Genomic DNA, 24,134 nt, shown 5'->3' with positions numbered 1-24,134 from the left:
TGGCTTTTTGATCCGGTCCCGATCACCGACAGCCATGCTCGAGGCAGTCCGAACCCGCGCTCGTCCCTATTTCGAGGACGCACCGCCGGCTCACGACTGGCACCACGTCCAGCGGGTCGACACACTCGCCGAAACGCTCTGCGAGCGCCATCCCGAGCCGGTCGACGAGCGCGTGGTGCGACTCGCCGTCGTGCTCCACGACATCGGCCGAGCGAGAGAGGACCGCGGCGAGACCGACGATCACGCACGCTGGGGGGCACGGAAAGCCGGGCCGATGCTGCGCGACTGCGGAGCCGAGGCGGAGACGATCGAACGGGTGCAACACTGCATTCGCGCGCACCGGCATTCGAACGACATCGAGCCTGCGACGCCGGCGGCGAAGATCGTCGCCGACGCGGACGACCTCGACGCGCTGGGTGCGGTCGGCATCGCTCGAGCGTTCGCCCACGGCGGCGCGATCGGGTCGCCAATTCACGATCCGGCGTGTCCGGTCGACGAGGACGACACCGAGGCCGGGGCAACGCAGTACAACCATTGCTCCACGAAACTCCTCGCACTGCCCGAGCGGCTGTACACCGACGCGGGTCGCGATCTCGCTGTCGACCGTGTGGCGTTCGTTCGGGATTTCCTCGAGCGGTTCGACAGAGAAGTCGACGGCGAGCGCTGACGGCGTCGGCTGATACGGTCTGCTGTCCCGACGTCCCGGCGCACTCACAGGACGGGTCACGGATGTGCCGGTAATGATTGACAGTAGTCCGTATGAATCCGTCACAGACCGACGTGATCGCCGGTTTCAGCCCCGGAACCCTTTTACAACTCACTGGCCTATCCGTATCTAACGATGGGACTGGGCTCTGATATGTACCGACAGCAGATCCTCGACCACTACAAGAACCCTCGGAACTACGGGGAACTCGAGGATCCCACGTTTACCCATATCGGCGAGAACCCGATGTGTGGCGATGAGATTCGTATGGACGTCAAACTCGACGACGACGAGGAGACGATCAAGCAGGTTGCCTTTTCTGGCGACGGCTGTGCGATCAGTCAGGCCTCCGCCAGCATGCTCTCGAAGGAACTCCAGGGCAAAACCGTCGACGAGTTGCTCGAGATGGATCGCGACGACGTGATCGACATGCTCGGCGTCGACATCTCGCCGATGCGGGTCAAATGTGCGGTCTTAGCCGAGAAGGTTGCCCAAGACGGCGCGGAGATCTATCAGGGAGACCTCGACGTCGAGAAGACGACGACCGAGGACGACTGACACGGTCTGCTGTTTTCGCGGTTCGGTCTCTGACCGGTTTCGCGGTTCGGTACCATCGTCTCGAGCGACGGCAGCCGTCTCGAGACGGTCGCACTCGTCGGTCGAAATGAGACTGCCAGGAAAAACGCCGCTGGGTCTAGCAGCCAGAGGTCCGCTTATTCCGGCTTCAGGCCTTCGTCCTGAACGCGCATGACGGCCTCGCCATCGGCAAGGTTCGGCGCGTCGACCAGCCGGACGATCCGCTTGTCGCCTTTGGACTTGCGGAGATAGATCCGGAACGTCGACTTGTGGCCCAGAATGTTGCCACCGATGGGCTGGGTCGGGTCGCCGAAGAACGAGTCGGGGTTGGAGGCGACCTGATTGGTGACGATGACGGCGCAGTTGTAGAGGTTGCCGACCTTATCGAGGTCGTGGAGGTGTTTGTTGAGCTTCTGCTGGCGGTCTGCGAGTTCGCCACGGCCGACGTACTCGGCACGGAAATGAGCGGTCAGCGAGTCGACACAGAGCAAGCGAACAGGGTAGTCGGACTCCTCGTGTTCGCCCGCGAGTTCCTTCGCTTTCTCGGCCAGCAGCATCTGGTGGTTGGAGTTGAACGCCTTCGCGACGTGGATCTTCTCGAGGAAGTCCTCGACGAGGTCGTCGACGGCATCTTCGTCGTCGGCCGACCCTTCGATTTCGCGGTCCTCGAGGGCTGCGTCGATCGCCTCGTCCGGCAGTCCGCGTACCATGTCGTCGATCCGCTCGGGGCGGAAGGTGTCCTCGCTGTCGACGAAGATACAGGAGCCGTGGAGGCCGCCGACTTCCTTCGGCAGCTGGACGTTGACGGCCATCTGGTGAGTTACCTGGGACTTGCCGGCACCGAACTCACCGTAGACCTCGGTGATCGACTGGGTTTCGATCCCACCGCCCAGCAGGTCGTCGACCTCGTCGATGTGCCAGCTGAGCTTGCCGATCTCGTTGCGGCGCTCGAGGACCGTCGAGCCGGTTTCGAAGCCACCGATGTCGGCAGCGTCGCGGGCAGCGCGGACGATGTCGGATGCGGTGGATTCGCCGACATCGGCCGTATTCGAGAGTTCGGAGGGGGAGGCAACGGCGAGACTCTGGAAGGAGTCGAAGCCTGCGTCGTGGAGTTTGTCTGCGGTCGCCGGTCCGACGCCGGGGAGCGTCTCGAGATCTGCTTCGGGCATACTCTGCCGTTGTGCTGGACCCCCCATAAACCCTCGTTAACAGGGGAGTGAAAGTGAAAGTGCTGGCGGGCGCGGGGGTGCTCCGAAACGACTGCACTACATTTATCAGAGAAGGCGCGCCTCGATGGCGAGAATCGACCCGAGCGGTGCAGGATGGATGTCAGCGATTCGGGTCGGCCGTCTCCCACTCGAGACAGGTGAGACGGTCGTCGTCGCTCCCGACGAAAAGCCGGCCGGATGCGACCGCGGGCGTGTCGCTGACGGCATCCGCGAGGGCAACGTGCCAGATCGGTTCGGCATCGTCAACGTCGATCCCGTAGAGCGACCCGCTCGCGTCGCCGACACAGCAGACATCGCCGACGACGACAGGTGCCGAGCGAACCGGGCCGTCGAGTTCGACGCCTTTGCGCGAGAACAGCCAGCCGCGTAGTTTGCGCCGGCCGACAGTCGTGTCGGTGACGTGGCAGTAGCCGTCGGTCGCGCCGACGAACGTCGTCTCGGCGGCCGCGAGCACGGTCGGCGACGTGGTGAATCCACCCTGTATCTCGTAGGTAAACCACGTCTGGCCGGTGGCGGCGTCCAGTGCGAGCATCGTCCCCGCGCGGTCGGCGACATAGACCCGATCCGCGGCGACCGTCGGCCCGGTCGTGACTGCACCGCCAGTCGGCGCAGTCCAGAGTTGGTCACTGGTCTCAGCCTCGAGTGCGAACACCGTCCCGTCTGCAGTCCCGGCGAACACCCGTTCCTCGGCCCACCGTCGATCCGGCCCCGATAGCTGGTCGGTTTCGAGCAGAGCCGTCTCGTCCGGTTCCGAAAGCGGGGACCCGGTCGATCGGCTTCGATCGACGTCCCGTCCATCGGCGACCGCCGGGGTACCAGTGACTGCCGAGTCGGTCTCGTGAGTCCACAGCACCGCGCCCGTCTCAGCTTCGAGCGCGGACAGTCCGGTTGTGTGACCAGCATAGAGGCGGCCGTCCGAGAGCGTGAGGTCAGACTCGAGGTCGGCCGGCAGCTCGACCTCCCACTCAACCTCGCCGGTAGCGGGATCGAGCGCGACGACCGTTCCATCGTCGGCCCCGACGTAAAGTCGGTCGCGAGTGACGACCGGTGTTGCGTCGGTTGCGGTCGGTGTCTCGAAAACCCACCGCCGACGGCCCGTTTCGGCGTCGAGCGCGTAGCAGTTCCCCCGAGTCGTGCCGACGTAGACGGTGTCGCGATCGCACACCGGCGATCCCGGCGGGCCGACGAGGTCGACAGTCCATGCTTCGGTGACGCGAGACGGCCCTTCGAGGTCGCGCTGGAGCCCCGAGTTATGTGGGTCTCCCTGCTGCTGGTTCCAATCGGTCACTACGTGTGGCTTCCGGCTGAATTGCTATAAGAAGGGTGGCTGTCACAGCACTGGCCCCGGCGGAGAATCGGAACAGAGTCGGGCCCGTCGAGACGCGATCGAGGGATGAACCGTTTTGTCCGGCAGTATCACGCCGTGTTCGTCAGGTTCACCGCGCGAGAACGCCACTCAGCGTGGAACAGTTGTCTGGGAGAGACAAGTCACCACGTTCGGATTGGAGGGATCCAGACTCGAGGAAAGACCCGGTTGCGCGGTCAAGCTTTAACCTGTTTTGTGCCCAACTAGTGTTGGACGTCCGAAAACGCCCTGAATGACAGTATGGTAGCCAACACAGCCGTCACACGCGACGATAACTACTGTGTCCGTCCCGGCGGTGTCCGCCGAGGAGATCCGAACGCCCGCGCCAGGGTCGGGCTGAGACAACACGGAGAGAACGACTCCCGAGTGGTCGACCGATGAGATTTCTCGAGGTGTTGCCGATGGTGTTCGTGATGATTGCGGGCCCACAGATCCTTAGCGCCATCTTTCTCGCAACGAGCAGAAACTGGCGTCGAAACTCCGCTGCGTTCGTCGGTGGTGCGGCCATCTCGATCTCACTGGTCGTCGCAGTTGCATACGAGGTAAGCGCCGGTGTGACCGAACAGGGACCATCGAATACGACGCTCAGCGCGATCGTCCTCGTCGCGCTCGTGCTCGCGATGGTCCATACTTATCTCACTCGAGAGACGTCAGAACCGCCACGATGGATGGGCAAACTCGAGACCGCGACGCCCCGGTTTTCGTTCAGACTCGGCTTTCTCCTGATGGGGTTTTTCCCGACGGATATCCTCACGTCGGTTGCCGTCGGCTCCTATCTGGCGGCCAGCGATGCGTCGTTGCTAGACGCCATCCCGTTTATTCTGTGTACGCTTCTGGTGCTTGCACTCCCATCGCTTACCCTGGTTGTGTTCAGTGAGCGCGCCGAAACCTTCCTTCCGAAGGCTCGCAACTGGATGGACGCGAATTCGTGGATCGTCAACGAACTCGTGATCCTCTTGTTCATCGCGATGTCGCTCAATAATCTTCTGGGCTGATACGGGTTCCTGTCACTGGGCACCGGTGGGCCCGCAGGATGGTCGTGGATGCACCGGCACTGACTGACAACAGACCGTATGAGTACCTAGACGAGGTCGCTCGACCAGCCAGTCTCCGCTGCATGCTGATTCATGTCGACGCTTGCCCAGTGACGGCCCTCATCTCCGTGCCATCAGATATTCTGTCTGAGCGCTTGTACTCTCCGAAAACGCTGAAAAGAACGTTATAACCGTTGGAAGCCTACTACACGACTGACCATGGAATTAAATTGGAAAGCAATCGTAATCGGATTCGCTGCCACCCTCGCCCTCGGAATCGTCAGTGGGCTCATCGTCGCGGGAACAGAACTCATGTCCCTGGCGACATCCTGGGCAATGATCGGCATCCTCGGCGGGCTCGTCGCCGGGTATCTCGCCGCTGGGACGGTGAGCACCGGCGCGGTCCACGGCGGCATCGCAACCGTCCTCGGATCGCTCATCACGCTGGCGATCGTGACGTTCACCACGCTGCTCTTTGCAGGGGTCGTCCCGACGTTCGGCGTGCTCGTCGGTGGCTTGCTGCTGATCGCGTTCTATGCCATCCCCGGTGCCCTCGGCGGCGCGGTCGGCTCGTGGGCACATGGACGCCGGGCCGCTCGGAAGGCCACCGGCGCACGGGCGTAAGCGAAATCAGCGGTTTACGACGTTTTTGATGAGTCACTCTCAGACACTGCGAGCCGGCAGAAACGCCCACCGAACGTTGCCAAGCCACCGGCTCACGGGTATGAAAGGGGGGAACGGCAGGAACGGGAGCAACTGGTGTATGGCGCAGTTGTGGTGATGATGTGACGTTTGGTGATGTGACGTCTTGGATTCCTGCCGCGTACTCCCCCGTACTCGTCGAACTGCTATACTACTGTCTCCAAAAGAATTTGGTATCTATGCTCGTGCTCCACGCTGGACACCGAACCGGCCTCAGTCGCTGAACCGATCACTCCCAGGGATGGGTTCCGCCCTCGCTGGGCCAGAGCGGATACCAGTACTCCTTCTCGCGCTCGAGTTCGAGTTCGCCGTCTAAGGCCGACTCGAGGGTAAACTCCGCGCTCGAGTCACGTTCCCGGCCGGATCGCGGGACGAACGGATAGAAGCGGCCGCGTCGGAAGGAGTAGATCCAGTAGGCAGGCCCGTCCCGGTTGCTATATGCGAACACGGCAGCGAGCAGCCGCGAGCCGTAGCCGTGTTCGATGAACGTGTCGGCGGCGAAGTGCATACTTGTAATGAGGTCTTCCGGATCGTCGTCCTCGAGGACGACCCAGTGGTAGCCGTGCTCGTCCGACGTGACCGAGAAGTCGGTTCCTGTCTCTTCCTGCCCGGCTTCGAGAATCGCCTCGACCTCGTCGACGGCGTCCCGGAAGTCGGCCGAGTCGACGCCAGAAAAACAGAGTGCGCCGACGTCGAGTGACTCGTAGCCCAGGTCAGCCTCCATCGTGAGGTAGGCGGTGCTCATTCCGAAGAGATCGTCGGGGTCGGCGTCGCGTCCGGCGTCGGTCTCGGCGCGCATCCCGAGGACAGCGCGGAGCCCATCCAGCAGTCCCATAGGTTCTGTGAGCGGTGTGATCCCTTAGAAGGTCTGCATTTCGCGCTCGAGGTCGCGGAGCTGTTCGACACGCCGTTCGGTCGACGGATGCGTGCTGAAGAGTCGGCCGATGACGCCGGACTTGATCGGGATGATGAAGAAGGCGTTCATCTCGGCTTCTTCGCGTAGGTCCTCTTTTGGAACCTTGTCCATCTGGCCCGAAATCTTCAGCAACGCGGAGGCAAGCGCCGAGGGGTTGCCGGTGATCGCAGCCGCGCCGCGGTCGGCGGCGAACTCGCGATAGCGCGAGAGCGCCCGGATCAACAGATAGCTGATGATCCAGACGACCAGCGAGACGAGGATCGCGACCACGATACCGCCGCCACCACCTTCGCGGCCACGGCCGTGCCCGCCGCCGAAAAAGGCTCCCCAGCGGACCATCATGAACGCGATCGTCGAGAGAAAGGAGGCGATCGTCATCACCATCATGTCTCGGTTCTTGACGTGGGCAAGTTCGTGTGCGAGGACGCCGTCGAGTTCGTCCCGCTCGAGCGTCTTCATGAGCCCGGTCGTCACGCAGACAGCGGCATTGCGCTGATTGCGCCCGGTCGCGAAGGCGTTGGGGACGCTCGAATCGACGACTGCCACTTTGGGTTTCGGGAGATCGGCCTGCTGTGAGAGCCGTTCGATCGAGGCGTGCAGTTGCGGATACTCGTCGCGCGAGACGGTCTTTGCGCCCATACTCTTCAGCGTGAGGGTGTCGCTGAAGTAGTACTGGACCAGCGAGAAGCCACCGAACAGCAGCGCGAAGAAGAACAGTCCGCCGCCGACGTAGGCGGTAATCACGCCGGCGAAGACGATGTACAGCGCAAACAGCAGGAACATCGTCACGAACATCCGAAATCGTAGTCCCCAGTCCGCCTGCCAGTTCATATCGATAGGTATGGGCCGCGACGGAATAAGCATCACCACCGAACCGATAGCCCCTGCCCGTCTTCGACTACCGAGTGAACCCCTTCATTTCGTATGGAAACCGTGTGACTGAGTCACGTCTGACACAATCGAATCGGCGGCCCGTCTGACAGGCGTCTGCTACGTTGGCCGACCCGATCGACGCCGGCTCGAGAAGACGAGCAACGCGGACGAACGTAACCAGTCGGAACGCGGCTCTTAACTCGCTGAGATTCCAAACGAGGCTAATGAGTGAGTCGCGTGCGTTCTGCCCCCGATGTGGGGATGCAGTACCCGAGCGATCGGCGAGCGACGCGAACGATCCGTTGCGGCCCGGTGCAGAAGTCGAACTCTGTGATTCGTGTTACTTCGAGGACTTCGACTTCGTCGACGCGCCGGACCGAATCGACGTTCGCGTCTGTTCGCGGTGTGGGGCGGTCTATCGCGGGAATCGGTGGGTCGACGTCGGTGCCGAAGACTACACGGACATCGCCATCGAGGAAGTCAGTCAGGCGCTTGCCGTCCACGTCGACGTCGAAGACGTCGCCTGGCAGATCGATCCCGAGCAGGTCGACCAGAACACGATCCGGATGCACTGTTATTTCACTGGCATCGTCCGCGGGACGCCAGTCGACGAGCAAGTGACGGTCCCCGTTAAGATCGCCCGCCAGACCTGTACCCGGTGTGGACGGATCGCTGGCGACTACTACGCCAGTATCGTCCAGATCCGCGCCGAGGATCGCACCCCGACGAGCGACGAGATGGAACGGGCAAAGGAGGTCGCGAATCAGACCGTCGCAGACATGGAGGCAACGGGCGACCGCAACGCCTTCGTCACCGAGGTCGGCGAGACCGACGACGGACTCAACATCAAGGTCTCGACCAACAAAATCGGCAAGAAGATCTCGAACAAGATGGTCGAGGAGTTCGGTGGTACCGTCAACGATGCCGAAACCCTCGTCACGGAAGACGAGGACGGCAACGAGGTCTACCGTGTCACGTTCGCCGTCCGCCTGCCGCCCTATACCCCCGGCGACATCATCGACCTCGCCGACGACGACGGCGGTCCCGTCCTCGTCCGCAGCGCTCGCGGCAATCTCAAAGGTATTCGCGTGACGACTGGCGAACGATACGAGGCAAGCTACGAAGAAGGCAACTCGCCGGAGGCACGCAAACTCGGCGAGTTCGAGGACGCGACCGAAGCCACTGTCGTCACCGTCGAAGACGACAACGCCGTACAGGTACTCGACCCTGAGACCTTCCAGGCGAAAACCGTCGCGCGGCCGGACTACTTCGATCCCGACGCCGAGACCGTCCCCGTACTGAAGAGCCGGGCCGGACTGCACATTCTGCCCGACGAGCGCGATGACTGAGGACGCGGACGACCAGCCGGCGGCCGAGGACGCTCACGACCTTGAGCCCGCAGCCGACGCCGTCCTCGAGCGGGCGGCGGCCGACGCCCCGCTGGCCGCGATTGTCGACAAACCCCGGACGGAGACGGCTATCGAGTCGCTGCGCGCTGAGGGCGTCTACGACGAGTCGCGGCGCGTCTGCGAAGATGGCCCTAACAGAAACGCCCTCCCGATTACGGAACCGCCAACGGAGACACAGGTCCACGAAGTCGTCCGCCAACTCGAGCCCGAACGCCGAAATCCCGATCTCGAGGACCTGCTGGCCGACCGGGGCTGGAGCGATGACGATCTCGAGTCGGCCCCGGGCTCGTGGGCAGTGATCGGATCGGTAATCCTCGTGACCGTTCCCGAGGACTGTCCCGACGAGACGGCGGTCGGCGAGGCCTTACTCGAGTTACACGGCGAGGCCGACAGCGTACTGGCCGATGCGGGGATCGCAAACGACGGCACAGCGGGCACCTACCGCGAGCCCCGCACCCGACTACTCGCCGGAGAGCAGGACACGGAGACGATCCACACCGAACACGGCACCCAGTACGGCCTCGACCCCACGAAAGTGATGTTCTCGCCGGGGAATCAGGCCGAACGCGCCCGGATGGGCGAAATCGTCGACGCCGACGAGCACGTCTTCGATATGTTCGCCGGGATCGGCTACTTCACGCTGCCGATAGCGCGGGCCGGCGCACAGGTCACTGCGACCGAACTCAACCCGACGGCGTTTCGCTATCTGCTCGAGAACGCCATGCTCAACGATGTCGGCGACCGGATCGATGCCTACATGACCGACTGTCGCGACCTCGCCGGCGGCCTCGATGTCGATCGGGTCATCATGGGCTACTACGGCAGTTCGGACGACTCGAGCGACGACGACAACGAAGGGGCGGGCACGCGAACCGACGAAGCACACGAGTTCCTCCCCGACGCGCTCGAGGCGCTTTCTCCCGGCGGCGTCGTCCACTACCACGAGGCGACACCGGAAGCACGGCTCTGGGACCGCCCGCTTGCTCGCCTCGAGCGGGCCGCCGATGCGGCCGGCCGCGACCTCGAGGTGCTCGAGAAACGGCGAGTGAAAAGCCACAGCGCAGGTGTCGCACACGTCGTCGTCGACGCCCGGTTCGACTGAGACGCGGGACACAGCGTGGTCGAGGCGCTGGCCGGCTCCGGTCGTGACATTGATACTTGCGGGGCCGTAGTCGTCGACTATGGACAAGAATCAGGTCATCGCGCTCGTCTTCGCGTTCCTCATGGTGTCCTCGATGGTGGCATGGGGCGCGACAGCCATCTTCTAGGCTCTGGCTCGTGACATCCCTCTGTCAATCGTAAGTATTTACTGCTGACTAGTCAGTCTGACAACTAGATGACCGACGAGCCAGCACGTGCGCTTCGCTATCTCTCCGGCTCGACTGTCCGGCCCACGATTCTCGAGCGGCTCGTCGACGGGACCGCCCAGCCGGCCGAGCTGGTCTCGGTTGCCGACGTCTCCCGGACGACCGTCCACCGGACGCTCTCCGAACTGGTCAAACGCGACTGGGTTCGGCGGGTCGACGGCGGGTACGAAGTGACCGCGATCGGCGAGCTGGCACTGCAAACGTACGAGCGCGCACATAACCGACTCCAAACGCTCGAGCGACTCGAGCCGTTCTGTGCTCACGCCGAAGACACAGCTGCTGAACTCGACCTCGAGTGGCTGTGCGGGGCACGGCTGGCGACGCCGACCGAGACGAACCCCCAGTATCCGCTCGAGTGGTACGGCGATCGGCTCGCGGCCCTCGAGCCGGCCGGCAAGCACACGCGGCTGCGTGTCACCACACCAGTGCTCACCCGACAACTGCTGGCTGTCCACGAGCCGATCGCCGACGCGGGAACGCCGACGGAATTCGTCGTCGACGAGGCAGCCCTGCGAGCCGTCGCAAGACAGTCACCCGATCAGTTGCACGCGTCACTCGAGTGCGACGCGTTCGAACTGTACGCCGCGTCGGAATCGCCATCGCTGGGAATGACGCTCGGCGAAGAGCGGACGCTTCTTCGTGCGTACGACAACAGCCGTCTCGTCGCCGTCCTTGAGAGCCCGGACGATCGGCTTCGTGAGTGGGCGGCCGATCGATACAGCCGACTTCGGGACGGCGCACGGCAGGTAACCGGCGAGACGCTCAGGTCCCTGTCCTGACGGTCACGAGGACGCTATACCGACGCCGTCGCTCACGCTCGCCAGTCGTCGGGCAGGTCGCCCGCGACTGCCGAACTGTTACACACCGTGCAACATGTTACGCGAGACAGATAATTGAGCGCTGGCCGTCTCGGCCCAACCGACGGCAGCGGCGGTGGACCGGGGTCGAGGTCATGCCTATTCGTCCACGACGGGACTGGTCCACCGCGAATCGGCCGTCATACGGTTTGCTGTACCGATGTCCCGGTGCAACCGCAGGGCGGTCGCGGTTGCACCGGCACTGACTGACAGGAGACCGTCTCACTCGTCGGTATCCCAGACATCCGCCAGCGGGCTGGAGCGGGATGATCGCCGCGACCGCCGCGATCGTGACGAGGTTCTACTGTCATGTCCCGCATCCGCCTCAGTGGCGCGACTCGAGCGTGACGTCCCCGCCGATCGTGCTGTCCTCGTTGCACCGCCGAGGGCCGCCTGTGGATCAAACGCGGGGAGTTCCGGCTGTTCCATGCGATCGACCTGCGCCGCAAACCAGTCAGGCATGTCCGTCCGCGCGCGCTCGAACAGATCCACCAGACTCGAGTCCGCGAGATACGTCGCCCCGTAGTCATCTGGGGCGCGAACGACGCGGCCACAGGCCTGAATGACCGTGCGAAGCGTCGTCCGGTAGTACCACGCCCACTGTCCCTCCTCGAGCCGGTGGGCGACGCGCGAGTCGCCGGTGTTGAGGAAGGGAGCCTTACAGAGCACCTGCCAGCGACAGAGTTCGCCCTTCAGATCGAGTGCTTCCTCCATCTTCACCGAGAGGAAGACATCGGGGTCGTCGCTGGCTTTCCAGGCCTCGAGTGCAGCGTCGCGACCGTCGCGGTCGTGGGTGCGGATTCGATCGCCAACGCCGAAATCGACCAGCAGGTCGGCGAGGCGTTCCTGAATATCGTAGGAGTGGGCGTGGATCAGTCCCTTCTCGTCGGGATGATGGGCCATTAGCCGGACGATCGTCCGGGCGATCTTCGGCGTCGTCTCGTCGCGGTGCTCGTAGGTCATCTTCCCCTGTGTCACGTCGTACAGCGGCCGGTTTTCGACGGGGAAGGTGTGTTCGACGTCGACCAAGGCGACCCGGTCGGGCTCGAGGCCGACCTGTCGACAGAAGGCCGCCTTGTTTAAGATCGTCGCCGACAGCAGCGCGAACTTGTTGCCCCGATCCCAGACGGTGTGCTGGAGGTATTTTTCGGGGTTCATCGGCTTGATCGTCAGCGGGCCGCCTGCGGGGTCGTCGGCATCGGCGCTGGCGTCGCGAGTGCGTGGCTCGGACTGGTCGACCAGCCACGTCGTCGGACTTTGCGGATCGCGGTAATCAGAGACGAACCACTCGAGTTCGCCGATGAGTTCCTGTAACCGATCGCGTTCACGCACGTCGGCGGGCGAGAGCGTCTCCTGTGCGAGCAGGTCGTCTTTCCGGCGTGTACAGGTTCCCGCCAGATTGTCGGCGTAGCGGGCAGCGCGTTCGACAGAGTCGATCTCCGTGACGCGAAGGTCGTCCCAGAACGGCACGGTTCGGGGACCGAGTTGGATCGTCGCGTACATCTCGGCCCACTCGGCGAGGCCGTGGGCCTCGTCGACGACGACGACGTCGCGTTTCCGGAACACCTCGCTGCCGGCGGTCTGCATGAAGTAAGCAAGCGTCATCGCCGCGATCTCGCGGTTCGACGCGATCGCCCGGTCGGAGAAGTACGGACACCGATGCTTGACCGAGCAGTCGTAGCCCCGCTCGCGGACACAGGGGGCCTGATTGACCGGCGTGTCGCGCTCGTCGGGCAGGATGCAGGTGTAGTTCGACTTGCCGCGGATGACGTTGAGGTCGGCCAACAGGTCGTCAGCCGCCACGTCGTCTAACTGAGAGACCTGCGGCGTCGTGTAGTAGGCCCCCGTGGCGTCGCTGGGATCGCCTTCGTCGGCCCGTCGGGCACAGCCAGCGACGGCGCGCGCGAGCAGTGACTTGCCACTGCCCGTCGGCGCGCGAACGAGCACGACGTCGTTGCCGGCCGCGAAGGCGTCTCGAATGTCGCGCAGTGCCTGCTCCTGTGCCCCGCGGTAACTCGGCGCGGGAAACTCCTCGAAGAGCCGCTCGGGAATCACCGTTCGTCTCACGGCGCGGCCACGTCCTAAAAGCTGCGGACCGTCGCGCCGTGTGTGACTGACCCGTGCCAGCAACCTCACTCATCCGCAGGTGAAACCGGCGGCTACCGATCGGTATTAGCCGCCTACGAAACGTGGGCGGTCGACAGAAGGCCGGTAGTCGACCGATTACAAAGACGAAATCCGCCCTCGAACTGACGTGCGGAAGGGTCGCTCAGCGGAAGAGCACCGCGGTGCCACCTGGCTCCGCGGCGGCACTTTGCCCCGTGGCGTTCAAATCCCACCCCTTCCGCTTGCGGTTGCTGCCGTGGCTGTGGCTGCGGTCTCGCGACCGCACGCAGTGTTATTGCCGCCACACTCCCCCGTCACGACGCTTTTAACGCGACCTGAGTTGTGAGGTCTCGTCGTCGACCTGTTCGAGCCGCTCGACATCCGCTGCCGTCGGATAGTCAGGCAGTGCCTCGAGACACGGATAACACAGTAGATGCGAAGTGCCGTCCTCGAGATCCAGCGTGATCGCGGTTCCGACGGTGCCGGCGTCGGTCCCGAACGACCAGAGATTGGCGATTCCGCCCGAAATCGTGACCGTTCGGCCACAGCCGTCACAGGAGGCTTTCGACATACCTGTGTGTGGGTGTCGAACGATGAAAGCCGTTCGCCTATCGCTGGGCGGCTGTGTTCGTGTGGCGAGAGCCCGCACAGCGGTTATACGACCCAGCGGTGTAGCGCCGCATATGGAGGTGAACTGCGAAGGCTGTGCAGGCTGTTGTCTGGACTGGCGAGCGCTCCTCGAGGACGACGCGGACGCTCGAGACGCTGTCGATGGCCACCGGCGGCGTGAGGTGTTCGAGGACGAACCGTCGGCCACACCATCCCGGGAGCCGCTCGACGACGATCCCACCTTCGTCCCACTGACCCGCGACGAGGTGCGGGCGTTTCTCGAGGCCGGGATGGGCGCGGCCCTGACCCCGCGGTTCTGGCACGCCCGCGGCGAGCGTGAGGAACCACGTTCTACGGACTCCTCGAGCGGAGATGCGCCGCAAGCGGGCGTCGAGATCGACGGCCACACCGTCGCCGCCGTCGCGGGGCGGCCGGCCTTTTTCATCGGGCTCCGAAAGCCGCCGAAGCCGGTGGCTCCGTTCGGTCGCGACGAGCCGACGTGGCTGCCGACCTGTGTCTTCCTCGATCCGACGACGCTCCAGTGTCGGATCCACGAGGACGACCTGTTTCCCGACGAGTGCGGTGCGTATCCGGAACACAACCTCGCACTCGCACACGAAACCGAGTGCGAGCGCGTCGAGTCGGCCTTCGGCGGCGACCGACTGCTCGACGCCGACCACGACGATCCCGACGGCCTCCTGTTGGGCTCGCAGGCGATCGGAGCGAAGCTGTTCTGTCATCCACGACCGACCGCCCTCGAGGGAGTCGTCGAGCGGGCCGCAGCCGGCGAGCTCACCCGCCAGGACCGCGCCGAGGCGATCGCGGTCGCCGCGGCCTCGAGTCCCGGAACGCTTGCGATTTCCGACTTTCACTACGAGCAGGCAAAAGAGCGGATGCTCGCGGATGCGGACGCCGACACGGAGCCCGCCGACAAGGCGTCGTGGGTCGGGCCGGCGATCCGCGACTGGGATGAGCGCTGCCGGGCGGCCGGCAAGGCGGTGCCGTCGCCGACCATCGCCGACGCCGTCGAACGCGAGCGGGGCGCACCCGAAACGCCGGGTTGGGACGTCGAGTGACGTTAAGAGCGTTCGCTCCGTACCGAGTGTATGCGCGTACTTGTAACTGGAGCGACCGGATTCGTGGGCCGGCGGCTCGTGGCCGCCCTCCTCGCGAAGACGACCCACGACGTGACGGTCCTCGTGAGAGACGCCGCGAGCTACGACCCGCCGGCCGGCGTCACTGTCGTCGAAGGGGACGTCCTCGAGCCGGGGAGCTTCGAGGCGGCGCTGGCGGACGCTGACGTCGCCTACTATCTGATCCACGCGATGGGGGCCAGCGGGGACTTCGCCGAGCGGGATCGGCGCGCCGCACGGAATTTCGAACGGGCCGCGAGCGAGACCGGCATAGAGCGGGTGATCTATCTAAGCGGGCTCGGCAGCGAGGGCGACACGCTCTCGAGTCACCTCGCCTCGCGCCGGGAAGTCGAGACGCTGCTGCGGGCGGGCAGCGCCGACGTGACCGTTCTCAGGGCAGCGATCATCATCGGTGACGGCAGCGCGAGTTTCCGGCTGATCTACCAGCTTGCGACGCGGCTCCCGGTGATGATCACCCCACAGTGGGTCGATACCGACTGCCAGCCGATCGCGATCGACGACGTGGTCGCCTACTGTCTGGCAGTGCTCGAGCAACCGGAGACGGCCGGCGAAACGTACGAGATCGGTGGGCCAGACGTGCTCACCTACCGTGAGATGCTGCTCCAGACGGCCGAGATCGCGACCGGTCGCCGCCCGCTCATCATCTCCGTGCCGGTCCTGAGTCCGCAACTCTCGTCACACTGGGTCGGCCTCGTCACTGACGTTCCCAAGGAGGTCGCCTACCCGTTGATCGAGGGCGTGCGCAATCGCGTCGTCGTCACGGACGACCGCCTCGAGCGGCTCGTCGAACTCGAGCTGACGCCATTCGCGGTGGCGGTCCGGCGTGCCGTTGGTGTCGAGTTAGGCGGTGCCGAGGCGGTCGGCCACGCCGAGACGGCAGCGCCGACGAAGCGGGGCGGGAAATGACGGAGTCACTGGAGTACGGCGAGACGTGGGTCTACGAAAGCCTTCTCGGAACGGTTCCCGGCGTGCGTGTCTCGAGCCGGACGGCGATCGGACTCCAGTTTCTCGGCTTCGAGGCGGCGATCCTCGCTGTCGCAGCGATCTACGACCTCTGGGCGGCGGTCGTCCCTGGAACGGTCGCCGTCGTCGTCGCGACGGTCGGGAGCTGGCTCATGCTGCGGTTCAGCCGAACTGTTCGGGATCTTCCCACGCCGACGGCGTACCGCCGGTTGTTGTTCGGCTCGAGTATCGACGTCGTCCTCGGCGTGATGGCGTTCGTCGCGCTCGTCACCTATCTGTTCGTCGTCGATCCGCAGGGGAGCGAAGCCGGGTCAGCACTCCTGGTCGAACTCTTCGGGGTCGACCCGCCGGCGCTTGCGATCGGCCTCGCGTTGCTCGTCCTCTGGGACGTGGTGTATCGGATCGGAACCTGCTGGTGGGCGAGCGTCGTTGGACTGTGGCGGGCACTCACCTACGAGTTCGAACCAGAACCGACGCGAGCATACCAGCGCATCGACGCGATCAACGTCGGCTTCGCGGCGGTACAGTTGCTCTTGGTGCCACTCGTCGCGGATCGCGTGGTGTTACTCGTCGTGCTCGTGGGTCACGTCGTCGCAGTTGCGGTCGTTGCGACGCTCTCGATTACGATTCAGGGACGGCGAAAAACGATGACTGCAGTGTCTGTCGATCACCGCTAGTTCGACTTGATCTGCTCGAACGTATCGAGCAAGTCCTCGGCGGAGTCGCCGGCATCGTACTTGACCTCACCGTGGTAGATCGTCCGCTCGTCGTCGAAGTCCGTATCGACCGTCGAGGCCTGCTTTTCGCGACGCTCGTGCTCGTCTTCGTCATAGGCACCCATTGACATGGTAAGTATACTCATAGTACGGCGGACGCGACTATTAATGTAACGGTCGTTCATACCCGGTCGCGGCTCACGCCAACTGAGGCGGAAGCGAGTTGCTCGAGTGGGAGTGCTCGAGCGAATCTGGTCACACAGCAGAAGGCAGCGAGACAGCGAACGATATATGCACCCGCACACCCTAGCAACGTGCGTGGCACGGCCGCTTCGCTTTCGATACTCGCCCCAGTCGTGGAACGACGGGCGCATCCACCAAGAGATCCTCCAGCCGCTCCAGTCGAACATCGGTGCAGAATCCGTCACACCCTGGTTCAAGATCGGCGGCAACTGGCAGGCACATCGCTTCGAGATGCAAAACGGTGACGTCGCGCTCTTTACACACGCAAACGGCGACGCCTACTGGATGGGCAACACCGAAACGCCCTCCGCGCTGTGGAAAACCGACAAGTTCGGCTGGCGGGACGTCCCCCATCACGTCGCACGATGGGCGAAGCGGGAACTGACCGCGACGCTCCACGAGCGGTCCCCCTGGCTCGCGGACTACCCGCACCTCTCGTGGTTTTTCCTGCCCGTCTTCATGTCCAAAGACGGCCGCGACTCTACTCGCACGTTCTTCCGGGACCACGCCGCGGGCTTTCCCGACGCCGACCACCGGGAGACGACCCAGTTTTTCGAGGACTTCCTCTCGACCGGCGTTTTAGACGAGCATCGACACGTCATGTCGGGGAAACTCGGCACCAGCGATCACGTCGACCGCGTCCGGATGAGCGCCGCGATGGCCGAGTTCATTGCCGCGAAACTGCTGACCGACGCCGGCTACGATGTCGTCCCCGAAATCGAGGTCACGACCGGTCACTCGCTCGATTTCCGGGCCGAAAACGACGATACCAACGTCCTCGTCGAAGTCACCCGACCACAGCCGCCGGGCACCCGCGCCGCCACCGGCCCCGTCGCCGCCGTCCGTGACACCGCCGAGACCAAGACCAACGGCCAGTTGGCCAACCACGGCGGCGGCGCAACCCTGTTCGTCGACTGCTCAAGCTTTCGGGACGACGAGTGGGCCGCCGTCCGCGGCGAACAACCCGACGTGCGCCACCGCCCAGCCGTCGTCTACCGCACCCGACCGAACGGCCATGTCGAAGGCTACCGGAAAGGTGCAGTTCCGCTCGAATTGGACGACGTCCTGACGGTGCTGGACTGATCCGGCACGACTCCCTCGACGCCCGGTTCCGTCGGCTGATACTGCCGGACAGAACGACGTGAAGATCGGTCGCGCTGCTGCGGCCGTCACCGGTGGGACGGCCGCGAATCCGCGACCGACTTCGTATTGACTTCTGTCCGACAGTATGACAACCAGTACGGGAGAGTTGTACGTATTTGTGATCTGAGATAATAACACTTGACATCCTCCTCCGCGTGAACGCGGAGGAATCCCGAGCGGTGGGAGTTTCAGGTTTGCAACCATGGATACCGCCACTTTACGGGAGTTTGCATCTAACCCAGTCGTCGTGGTCGGTGGCTGACTGGCGTTCATGAGAACGGATTTCTCGTGCAGCCCATCAGAAATCTTCAATTTCTGAGGACGGTGCCAAACCGCCGTTACTCCTATCCTCAGCGTCATTGACTCCCGGTTGTTGTTTTTGCCAGCAGGGAGCCACTGACACGTTGACAGACTTGGAGGTATCGTCGTGCTTGCTCAGGCCGACGGGCACAAGACGAACCCTTCGTGGATTTGCGTTCACCGCGTCGGCATTTCGGATACTGCCTCGTTACGAGGGCGGACAGGCCGCCTCCGAAGGTCGTTCGAAATCCGCTCCGTTCCGACCTGACCTTGCCATTGTGTAGGGGTTCCTGTGAGTTGAATGTTTAGGATTGGAAACTCGGCTATGCTATTGTCGGTGGAACGTATCATTGAGTGACGGCGCGTATCCACGGCGTGAACGCCGTGGTATTGCGCCTGTTCAGCGTATAACCACGCGTGTAGCAGTCCTCGAGGATCACAGCGAACGGCTCTCCATCGAAGCGGTCGACACACCGGAGCCAGACCCGAACGGCGCGGTCATCACGGTCGATCTGAAAGACGACAAACGCGAGGAGATGACCGACGTCGAGACGGTCGGCATTCTAGTTATCGATACTGTTTGATCGGCCAATAGAAGTAGCATACCGCTCGCTTCGCGAGCGGTTTCACCGAGCGCGCCGCTGGCGCGCTCGGCCTTTTTCATCAAAGTTTTTGCGCGGGGTTCGACCGAGCGCAGCGAGGGAGGACCCCGCGTAAAAAGTTTGGTTAGAAGGAAACGGCGTCGGGCGAGTACGGACTCCCGACCGGTGTCGGGTCACGGTCGCTGTAGCCGACGCGGCCGACAGCCTTGTTGCTGACAGCAGAGTAGACGGCGAGACGCGCGTCTTCCGGGTGCTCGAAGGTTTCGGACTCGAGGCGGGCGAGTACGTCGCCGACCGTTTCGGACCCGTTGGGGAGTTCGAGGGTCCGGTCCCCGTATTCGTCGATCAGTTCCTCGGTCGTGGCGGGGTAGTCGTGGTCGTCGATGACGTCGCCGGTGCCATTGAGCAGCATTACGCCCTATCATCCGTGAACGATAATTATAAACATTGTCCATGCATGTTTTCTAGTCTCACTAGGTTCCTTATATGCCTAGTAGACAGATATCATACATATTCTCGTCCGAGGACGGTACAGGTCCGGAGAAACGCCTTTAGGAGCGGCCCTGTTCGGGTACGATATGCCATACGCGGACTTACACGTCCATACTACCCGCTCGGACGGGAGCCTTCCACTCGAGGCGGTCCCCGAGGTCGCGCGTCGTGACGGCGTCGACGTCGTCGCGGTGACGGACCACGACCGGGTCCAGCCGTTCGATGGCCCGGTCGTCGAACGCGACGGCGTGACGCTGATCCACGGCATCGAGTTACGGGTCGGGACCGACGCCTCCCAGCGAATCGATCTGCTGGGCTATGGCCTCGAGCCGAGTGCAGAACTCGAGGCGATCCTCGAGTCGATCCAGGAAAACCGCATGGAGCGCGGCCGGGCGATCGTCGACTGCGTGGAGTCGCGGCTAGGCGTCGATCTCGGCGTAACGATCGACAGCGGGTTCGGACGGCCACACATCGCGCGGGCGATCGACGCCCATCCCACTATCGAGTACGACTATCAGGGCGCGTTCGATCACCTCATTGGCTCCGACTGTCCGTGTTACGTGCCACGTGAGGTCCCATCGTTCGAGCGGGGGCGGGCGGCACTGGCCGAGTCGTGTCGACTCGTCTCGCTTGCCCATCCGTTGCGGTACCGCGATCCCGAGCAAGCACTCGCACTGACGGCCGACCTTGACGCCGTCGAACTCCAGTATCCGTACGGTCGCGACATCGACCGCACGCCAGTCGAACACGCGCTCGAGCGTCACGATCTGCTCGCCACCGGCGGTAGCGACGCACACAACGAGCGCCTTGGTATCGATGGGCTCTCCCGGGGGGCCTACGAGCGCCTCGAACTGACAGCCGACGGTACTAACTGACCGCGAGCGGAGGGTTCAATGCGTCGTGGCCCGTACGGCCGAGTATGAACTGCCACTACTGTGACCGCGAAGCTGCCTTCGCAGCCGAGTCCGATGGACTGAAAGTCGGTCTCTGCGAGGAACACTTCCGCGGGCGGTTACAGGAGCTCGCTGAAGCTGATGGGCTCGAGAGCCTCAAAGAGAAAGTCGACGTCGACCGCGCCGAATAATTACGCCGTTCGACCGGCGTCGACGTCGATGGCGTCGACCGGACAGACGTCGACACAGAGCATACAATCGATACACTGGGCCTCGTTCGCGGGGTCTGCCTTTTCTTCGCTTTCGGGATGACCCGGCGTGTCGATCCACTCGAAGACGTCGACCGGACAGTCCTCGACGCAGGCTCCGTCGGCCAGACAGATGTCGAAATCGACCGCGACGTGCGTGCCGTGAATCCCGAGTTCTTCGGGTTCGTCGACGGGGCCCCAGACCGAATGTCCGTTGTGTTCGTCGACCTGTTCCCGGTTCTCGGTGAACTGTGGATCAATAGCCATGACTAACATGGTAGATGCGAGACGCGCACTTAAAATTGCGTACTCATCTCATTGGGAGTCGATCGGCACTCGAGTGGGGCCCAACTCGAACGACGCCCGTGAACGCACCGCTTTTGCACGTTCCGTCAGTAACTCCGGTATGGACCTCACACATCGTCCGCGACGACTCCGGCAGGACCGAGTTCGCGACCTCGTCAGCGAGACGAGCCTCGAGCCGACCGACCTGATCGCCCCGGTGTTCGTCGACGCGACGACCGACGAGCGCGTCCCCATCGAATCGATGCCCGGCCACGAGCGGGTGCCGATCGACGATGCTGTCGCCCGTGTCGAGGAAGTCCTCGAGACCGGCGTCGAAGCGGTCATGCTGTTCGGCATTCCGGAATCAAAAGACCCCGAGGGAACCCGCGCCTGGGCCGACGACGGCGTCATTCAGGAGGCGCTGCGCCAGGTGACGAGCGAAACCGACGCCTACGTCATCACCGACGTCTGTCTCTGCGAATACACCGACCACGGCCACTGCGGGCCACTCGAGGAGGAACTGCGCGGCGATGCGCTCGCGGATGGGCCAGTCTGTGAGCCGACGATGACCGTCGACAACGACGCGACGCTCGCGGCGCTCGAGAAGATCGCTGTCTCTCACGCCCGCGCAGGCGCGGACATGGTCGCGCCGAGTGGGATGATGGATGGCATGGTCGGTGCGATCCGATCGGCGTTAGACGAGGCGGGATTCGAGCACGTCCCCATTATGAGCTACGCGGCCAAGTACGAGAGCGCGTTCTACGGGCCTTTCCGGGACGCAGCCGACGGCGCACCCTCGTTTGGCAACCGGCGACACTACCAGATGGACCCCGCAAACGCCCGCGAGGCGCTGCGGGAGGTCCGACTCGACGCCGAGGAGGGCGCAGATGTCATGATGGTCAAGCCCGCCCTGCCGTATCTCGACATCGTCAGCGCCATCCGCCGGGAGTTCGATCATCCCGTCGCAGCCTACAACGTCTCCGGCGAGTACGCCATGCTGCATGCCGCCGCCGAGAAGGGCTGGCTCGATCTCGAGGCCGTGGCGCTCGAGTCGCTCCTGTCGATCAAACGGGCCGGTGCGGATCTAATTTTGACCTACTTCGCGGAAGACGTCGCACGACAACTGTAGCGGCGATCGCCGCCGTCGTGCGTCAGCGAGGTGCCCGTTAGTTGCGACTCGGGACGGCTCGATAGACGAATGTCAAAATTAGATCCGGCCGACAGCACATGGTGGCAAGATCTGCCGCGCGCGAGCGACGGGCCGCCGAAATGCCCCACGACGACGGTAGGAGACCCGGCTGTTCCCCCGCTGATGCGGTGCGTCGACGATCGAGGACGTTGACAAACGCGTAAAATATAACCGCAGCGGGAAACAGCCTCCATCGCTGCGACCCTTATACACATTATATCTAATTTAGCTTTGTCCACATGGGCCTATTACAGGATGTATTCTGGACAAACAACAACGATAATCCTTAAATGCTACAAGAGCTACGAGTTGAAACGTGATTTGGAATACGAATGCGGTGTTGATTGCAGGAGAAAAGCACGATCATTCGATCGATAGCGCGTGCGGTGTGTGGACTCTCGAGGTGAGCGCCTGATGGACGCGACGCTCCTGCAGGCCGAGACCGAGCTGCTGATGGAGTCGATCAACTACACGTGGATCCTGATCGCCACGTTCCTGATCTTCTTCATGCACGCCGGCTTTGCCATGCTCGAGGCGGGGCAGGTTCGCTCGAAGAACGTGGCGAACCAGCTGACGAAGAACCTGCTGACCTGGAGCGTTGGCGTGACGGTGTTTTTCCTCATCGGCGTCGGCATCGAGGGCGTCGTGGCTGGAAGCGGCTTTACGCCCGGCTTCCAGAGCGATCCGGCCGGCTGGATGGACTGGCTGTACGGCGCGGTCTTCGCGATGACCGCTGCGACGATCGTGTCGGGTGCCGTCGCCGGGCGGGCAAAGCTCCGTGCGTACGTCACCTACACGTTCCTGCTGGCGGCGGTCATCTACCCCGTCGTCACCGGGCTCACGTGGGCCGGTGGCTACATCGAGACGATTACTGGCACGCCGTTCGCTGACTTCGCGGGCGGCATGATCGTCCACGGGATGGGCGGCATCGCCGGCCTCACCGCCGCGTGGGTGCTCGGTCCGCGCATGGACCGGTACAACAGCGACGGCACCGCGAACGTCATTCCCGGTCACTCGCTGACCTTCGCCGTCCTCGGGACGTTGATCCTCGCCTTCGGCTGGTACGGCTTCAACGTCGGCACGTCGGCGATCATCGATATGGAAAACGGCGTCTTCCTCGGCGACCAGCTCGGCCGCGTCGCGATGACGACGACGATTTCGATGGCCTGCGGCGCGATGGGGGCCGGGCTCGTCGCCTGGCTCAAGACCGGCAAGGTCGACACGCTGTACGTCGCCAATGGCCTGCTGGCCGGTCTGGTCGGCATCACAGCGATCCCCGACACGGCCGCGTGGTGGGGGGCGTTCGTGGTCGGCGGCCTCGCCGGTGCACAGCTGCCGCTGGTCTTCGAGTTCGTCGAACAGTACCTGAAGATCGACGACGTGTGTGCAGTCTTCCCCGTCCACGGCTCGGCTGGCATCCTCGGAACGCTGCTGTTCCCGTTCGTGGCCGCGCCGGGCGTCGTCGATAGCGTCGCGAACGCGTTCGTCGCACAGCTCACCGGCGTCGTTCTCATCAGCGCCTGGACGATCGCGACGACGGCCACTATCTGGTACGCGTTCAAGGCGGCCGGCCAGGCTCGCGTCTCGGCCGACCACGAACGCGACGGGCTCGACGTCTCCGAACACGGCGTCGACACCTACCCCGAGTTCGGGCAGCCCGACGTCGCGACCGACGGCGGCAGCGCCGACGAACTCATTCGTACCGATGGGGGCGAGCCGACCGACGGACAGATCAAGATGGTCACGGCGATCGTCCGCCCCGACCGCCTCGGCCAGATCAAAACCGCCCTCGCTGGCGTCGGTGCACCGTCGCTGACCGTCACCAACGTCTCCGGACGAGGGTCCCAGCCCGCCAAGAAAGGACAGTGGCGCGGCGAGGAGTACACGGTCGACCTCCACCAGAAGGTCAAAATCGAGTGTGTCGTCGCCGACATCCCAGCAGGCGACGTCGTCGACGCCATCCGCGGAGCCGCCGAGACCGGCGAACCCGGCGACGGCAAGATCTTCGTCATGCCCGTCGAGGACGCGATGCAGGTCCGGACCGGCAAGACCGGCCCGGACGCAGTCTAACGCACGCTCGCTGCAAACGCGTTCCGTTTTTCGAGTCGACGTTGGACGCCGAGCAGTACCACTCAGCCCGGCAGAACCCGAATCAT

General features: G+C 63.7%; 25 protein-coding genes and 1 tRNA gene. 17 read left to right on the top strand and 9 right to left on the bottom strand.

Going from position 1 to position 24,134, the window contains the following annotated elements:
• Positions 1 to 34 precede the first annotated feature (34 nt).
• Both BDK88_RS04970 and sufU read left to right on the top strand, forming a co-directional pair.
• Entirely contained in the window at positions 35 to 667 is a 633-nt protein-coding gene (locus BDK88_RS04970; protein ID WP_130499425.1) for an HD domain-containing protein, read from the top strand.
• Between the two features lie 174 nt (positions 668 to 841).
• Complete coding sequence (sufU, locus tag BDK88_RS04965) at positions 842 to 1,264, top strand: Fe-S cluster assembly sulfur transfer protein SufU (protein WP_130499424.1); 423 nt, start codon at positions 842 to 844, stop codon at positions 1,262 to 1,264.
• Between the two features lie 155 nt (positions 1,265 to 1,419).
• Here the strand turns inward: sufU and radA are convergent, their stop codons facing one another.
• Together radA and BDK88_RS04955 are read right to left on the bottom strand one after the other, a co-directional pair.
• Positions 1,420 to 2,451, bottom strand: coding sequence for a DNA repair and recombination protein RadA (radA, locus tag BDK88_RS04960; protein WP_130499423.1), 1,032 nt, complete (start codon positions 2,449 to 2,451; stop codon positions 1,420 to 1,422).
• A 160-nt stretch (positions 2,452 to 2,611) separates the two neighbouring features.
• Positions 2,612 to 3,799 carry a PQQ-binding-like beta-propeller repeat protein gene (locus BDK88_RS04955; protein WP_130499422.1) on the bottom strand — a complete coding sequence of 396 codons (1,188 nt, stop codon included), beginning with the start codon at positions 3,797 to 3,799 and terminating at the stop codon, positions 2,612 to 2,614.
• Between the two features lie 455 nt (positions 3,800 to 4,254).
• On the opposite strand from BDK88_RS04955, the gene BDK88_RS04950 reads away from it, so the two are divergent.
• Entirely contained in the window at positions 4,255 to 4,872 is a 618-nt protein-coding gene (locus BDK88_RS04950; protein WP_130499421.1) for a GAP family protein, read from the top strand.
• 258 nt (positions 4,873 to 5,130) lie between these two features.
• Positions 5,131 to 5,535, top strand: a complete 405-nt coding sequence (locus BDK88_RS04945) for a DUF5518 domain-containing protein (RefSeq protein ID WP_130499420.1) — start codon at positions 5,131 to 5,133, stop codon at positions 5,533 to 5,535.
• 307 nt (positions 5,536 to 5,842) lie between these two features.
• On the opposite strand, the gene pspAB is transcribed toward BDK88_RS04945, so the two are convergent.
• Positions 5,843 to 6,448, bottom strand: a complete 606-nt coding sequence (pspAB, locus tag BDK88_RS04940) for a PspA-associated protein PspAB (protein ID WP_130499419.1) — start codon at positions 6,446 to 6,448, stop codon at positions 5,843 to 5,845.
• 24 nt (positions 6,449 to 6,472) lie between these two features.
• Positions 6,473 to 7,360 (bottom strand): zinc metalloprotease HtpX, encoded by an 888-nt coding sequence (gene htpX / locus BDK88_RS04935; RefSeq protein WP_130499418.1) that lies wholly within the window; start codon positions 7,358 to 7,360, stop codon positions 6,473 to 6,475.
• 266 nt (positions 7,361 to 7,626) lie between these two features.
• Between htpX and BDK88_RS04930 the strand changes: the two genes are divergently transcribed.
• From BDK88_RS04930 to BDK88_RS04920, 3 genes are all read left to right on the top strand, one after another.
• Positions 7,627 to 8,751 carry a 60S ribosomal export protein NMD3 gene (locus BDK88_RS04930; protein WP_130499417.1) on the top strand — a complete coding sequence of 375 codons (1,125 nt, stop codon included), beginning with the start codon at positions 7,627 to 7,629 and terminating at the stop codon, positions 8,749 to 8,751.
• Entirely contained in the window at positions 8,744 to 9,913 is a 1,170-nt protein-coding gene (locus BDK88_RS04925; RefSeq protein WP_130499416.1) for a class I SAM-dependent methyltransferase, read from the top strand. The genes BDK88_RS04930 and BDK88_RS04925 overlap by 8 nt, the downstream gene beginning before the upstream one ends.
• A 234-nt stretch (positions 9,914 to 10,147) precedes the next feature.
• A complete protein-coding gene (locus tag BDK88_RS04920) occupies positions 10,148 to 10,957 on the top strand; it encodes a helix-turn-helix transcriptional regulator (protein ID WP_130499415.1) in 810 nt (269 codons plus the stop codon).
• Positions 10,958 to 11,257: 300 nt separating this feature from the next.
• On the opposite strand, the gene BDK88_RS04915 is transcribed toward BDK88_RS04920, so the two are convergent.
• The gene (locus BDK88_RS04915) at positions 11,258 to 13,090 is read right to left on the bottom strand and encodes a helicase C-terminal domain-containing protein (protein WP_130499806.1); all 1,833 of its coding nucleotides are present in this window, start codon (positions 13,088 to 13,090) and stop codon (positions 11,258 to 11,260) included.
• A 203-nt stretch (positions 13,091 to 13,293) separates the two neighbouring features.
• Between BDK88_RS04915 and BDK88_RS04910 the strand changes: the two genes are divergently transcribed.
• A tRNA-Gly gene (locus BDK88_RS04910) sits at positions 13,294 to 13,382 on the top strand.
• Between the two features lie 84 nt (positions 13,383 to 13,466).
• On the opposite strand, the gene BDK88_RS04905 is transcribed toward BDK88_RS04910, so the two are convergent.
• On the bottom strand, positions 13,467 to 13,712 hold the full coding sequence (locus tag BDK88_RS04905; RefSeq protein ID WP_008013731.1) for a DUF7561 family protein: 246 nt from the start codon (positions 13,710 to 13,712) through the stop codon (positions 13,467 to 13,469).
• Between the two features lie 112 nt (positions 13,713 to 13,824).
• Between BDK88_RS04905 and BDK88_RS04900 the strand changes: the two genes are divergently transcribed.
• The 3 genes from BDK88_RS04900 to BDK88_RS04890 are packed head-to-tail and all read left to right on the top strand — an operon-like array spanning position 13,825 to position 16,544.
• Entirely contained in the window at positions 13,825 to 14,826 is a 1,002-nt protein-coding gene (locus tag BDK88_RS04900; protein WP_130499414.1) for a YkgJ family cysteine cluster protein, read from the top strand.
• Between the two features lie 30 nt (positions 14,827 to 14,856).
• Positions 14,857 to 15,810: an NAD(P)H-binding protein gene (locus BDK88_RS04895; protein WP_130499413.1), complete on the top strand. Its 954-nt coding sequence runs from the start codon at positions 14,857 to 14,859 to the stop codon at positions 15,808 to 15,810.
• Complete coding sequence (locus tag BDK88_RS04890; RefSeq protein ID WP_130499412.1) at positions 15,807 to 16,544, top strand: DUF7530 family protein; 738 nt, start codon at positions 15,807 to 15,809, stop codon at positions 16,542 to 16,544. Before BDK88_RS04895 ends, BDK88_RS04890 begins: the two co-directional genes overlap by 4 nt.
• Here the strand turns inward: BDK88_RS04890 and BDK88_RS04885 are convergent.
• Complete coding sequence (locus tag BDK88_RS04885; RefSeq protein WP_223174715.1) at positions 16,541 to 16,714, bottom strand: DUF5786 family protein; 174 nt, start codon at positions 16,712 to 16,714, stop codon at positions 16,541 to 16,543. The genes BDK88_RS04890 and BDK88_RS04885 overlap by 4 nt on opposite strands.
• A gap of 187 nt (positions 16,715 to 16,901) precedes the next feature.
• On the opposite strand from BDK88_RS04885, the gene BDK88_RS04880 reads away from it, so the two are divergent.
• A complete protein-coding gene (locus tag BDK88_RS04880) occupies positions 16,902 to 17,909 on the top strand; it encodes a DUF5784 family protein (RefSeq protein ID WP_130499410.1) in 1,008 nt (335 codons plus the stop codon).
• A 710-nt stretch (positions 17,910 to 18,619) separates the two neighbouring features.
• Positions 18,620 to 18,853 (top strand): hypothetical protein, encoded by a 234-nt coding sequence (locus tag BDK88_RS04875; protein WP_130499409.1) that lies wholly within the window; start codon positions 18,620 to 18,622, stop codon positions 18,851 to 18,853.
• 142 nt (positions 18,854 to 18,995) lie between these two features.
• On the opposite strand, the gene BDK88_RS04870 is transcribed toward BDK88_RS04875, so the two are convergent.
• Entirely contained in the window at positions 18,996 to 19,283 is a 288-nt protein-coding gene (locus BDK88_RS04870; RefSeq protein WP_008013725.1) for a DUF5789 family protein, read from the bottom strand.
• 166 nt (positions 19,284 to 19,449) lie between these two features.
• Between BDK88_RS04870 and BDK88_RS04865 the strand changes: the two genes are divergently transcribed.
• Together BDK88_RS04865 and BDK88_RS21060 are read left to right on the top strand one after the other, a co-directional pair.
• Positions 19,450 to 20,238, top strand: a complete 789-nt coding sequence (locus BDK88_RS04865) for a PHP domain-containing protein (protein WP_130499408.1) — start codon at positions 19,450 to 19,452, stop codon at positions 20,236 to 20,238.
• Positions 20,239 to 20,282: 44 nt separating this feature from the next.
• On the top strand, positions 20,283 to 20,447 hold the full coding sequence (locus BDK88_RS21060) for a DUF6757 family protein (protein ID WP_165396909.1): 165 nt from the start codon (positions 20,283 to 20,285) through the stop codon (positions 20,445 to 20,447).
• On the opposite strand, the gene BDK88_RS04860 is transcribed toward BDK88_RS21060, so the two are convergent.
• Entirely contained in the window at positions 20,448 to 20,771 is a 324-nt protein-coding gene (locus tag BDK88_RS04860) for a 4Fe-4S dicluster domain-containing protein (protein WP_092933538.1), read from the bottom strand.
• Positions 20,772 to 20,910: 139 nt separating this feature from the next.
• On the opposite strand from BDK88_RS04860, the gene hemB reads away from it, so the two are divergent.
• Positions 20,911 to 21,918: a porphobilinogen synthase gene (hemB, locus tag BDK88_RS04855; protein WP_130499407.1), complete on the top strand. Its 1,008-nt coding sequence runs from the start codon at positions 20,911 to 20,913 to the stop codon at positions 21,916 to 21,918.
• Positions 21,919 to 22,392: 474 nt separating this feature from the next.
• Positions 22,393 to 24,048 (top strand): ammonium transporter, encoded by a 1,656-nt coding sequence (locus BDK88_RS04850; RefSeq protein WP_130499406.1) that lies wholly within the window; start codon positions 22,393 to 22,395, stop codon positions 24,046 to 24,048.
• Positions 24,049 to 24,134: the final 86 nt, after the last annotated feature.

Origin of the sequence: Natrinema hispanicum, assembly GCF_004217335.1 — an archaeon.
In the GTDB taxonomy this organism is placed as follows: domain Archaea; phylum Halobacteriota; class Halobacteria; order Halobacteriales; family Natrialbaceae; genus Natrinema; species Natrinema hispanicum.
This window is presented reverse-complemented; position numbering and strand designations above follow the sequence as displayed.

Bases quoted from the DNA above. Each gene is read 5' to 3' on its own strand.
- BDK88_RS04905 (WP_008013731.1), bottom strand. From the start codon at position 13,712: ATGTCGAAAGCCTCCTGTGACGGCTGTGGCCGAACGGTCACGATTTCG.
- BDK88_RS04920 (WP_130499415.1), top strand. From the start codon at position 10,148: ATGACCGACGAGCCAGCACGTGCGCTTCGCTATCTCTCCGGCTCGACT.
- BDK88_RS04885 (WP_223174715.1), bottom strand. From the start codon at position 16,714: ATGTCAATGGGTGCCTATGACGAAGACGAGCACGAGCGTCGCGAAAAG.
- BDK88_RS04945 (WP_130499420.1), top strand. From the start codon at position 5,131: ATGGAATTAAATTGGAAAGCAATCGTAATCGGATTCGCTGCCACCCTC.
- hemB (WP_130499407.1), top strand. From the start codon at position 20,911: ATGGACCTCACACATCGTCCGCGACGACTCCGGCAGGACCGAGTTCGC.
- BDK88_RS04900 (WP_130499414.1), top strand. From the start codon at position 13,825: ATGGAGGTGAACTGCGAAGGCTGTGCAGGCTGTTGTCTGGACTGGCGA.
- BDK88_RS04850 (WP_130499406.1), top strand. From the start codon at position 22,393: ATGGACGCGACGCTCCTGCAGGCCGAGACCGAGCTGCTGATGGAGTCG.
- BDK88_RS21060 (WP_165396909.1), top strand. From the start codon at position 20,283: ATGAACTGCCACTACTGTGACCGCGAAGCTGCCTTCGCAGCCGAGTCC.
- BDK88_RS04860 (WP_092933538.1), bottom strand. From the start codon at position 20,771: ATGGCTATTGATCCACAGTTCACCGAGAACCGGGAACAGGTCGACGAA.
- BDK88_RS04930 (WP_130499417.1), top strand. From the start codon at position 7,627: ATGAGTGAGTCGCGTGCGTTCTGCCCCCGATGTGGGGATGCAGTACCC.
- radA (WP_130499423.1), bottom strand. From the start codon at position 2,451: ATGCCCGAAGCAGATCTCGAGACGCTCCCCGGCGTCGGACCGGCGACC.
- BDK88_RS04865 (WP_130499408.1), top strand. From the start codon at position 19,450: ATGCCATACGCGGACTTACACGTCCATACTACCCGCTCGGACGGGAGC.
- BDK88_RS04890 (WP_130499412.1), top strand. From the start codon at position 15,807: ATGACGGAGTCACTGGAGTACGGCGAGACGTGGGTCTACGAAAGCCTT.
- htpX (WP_130499418.1), bottom strand. From the start codon at position 7,360: ATGAACTGGCAGGCGGACTGGGGACTACGATTTCGGATGTTCGTGACG.
- BDK88_RS04970 (WP_130499425.1), top strand. From the start codon at position 35: ATGCTCGAGGCAGTCCGAACCCGCGCTCGTCCCTATTTCGAGGACGCA.
- pspAB (WP_130499419.1), bottom strand. From the start codon at position 6,448: ATGGGACTGCTGGATGGGCTCCGCGCTGTCCTCGGGATGCGCGCCGAG.
- BDK88_RS04895 (WP_130499413.1), top strand. From the start codon at position 14,857: ATGCGCGTACTTGTAACTGGAGCGACCGGATTCGTGGGCCGGCGGCTC.
- BDK88_RS04925 (WP_130499416.1), top strand. From the start codon at position 8,744: ATGACTGAGGACGCGGACGACCAGCCGGCGGCCGAGGACGCTCACGAC.
- BDK88_RS04870 (WP_008013725.1), bottom strand. From the start codon at position 19,283: ATGCTGCTCAATGGCACCGGCGACGTCATCGACGACCACGACTACCCC.
- BDK88_RS04950 (WP_130499421.1), top strand. From the start codon at position 4,255: ATGAGATTTCTCGAGGTGTTGCCGATGGTGTTCGTGATGATTGCGGGC.
- sufU (WP_130499424.1), top strand. From the start codon at position 842: ATGGGACTGGGCTCTGATATGTACCGACAGCAGATCCTCGACCACTAC.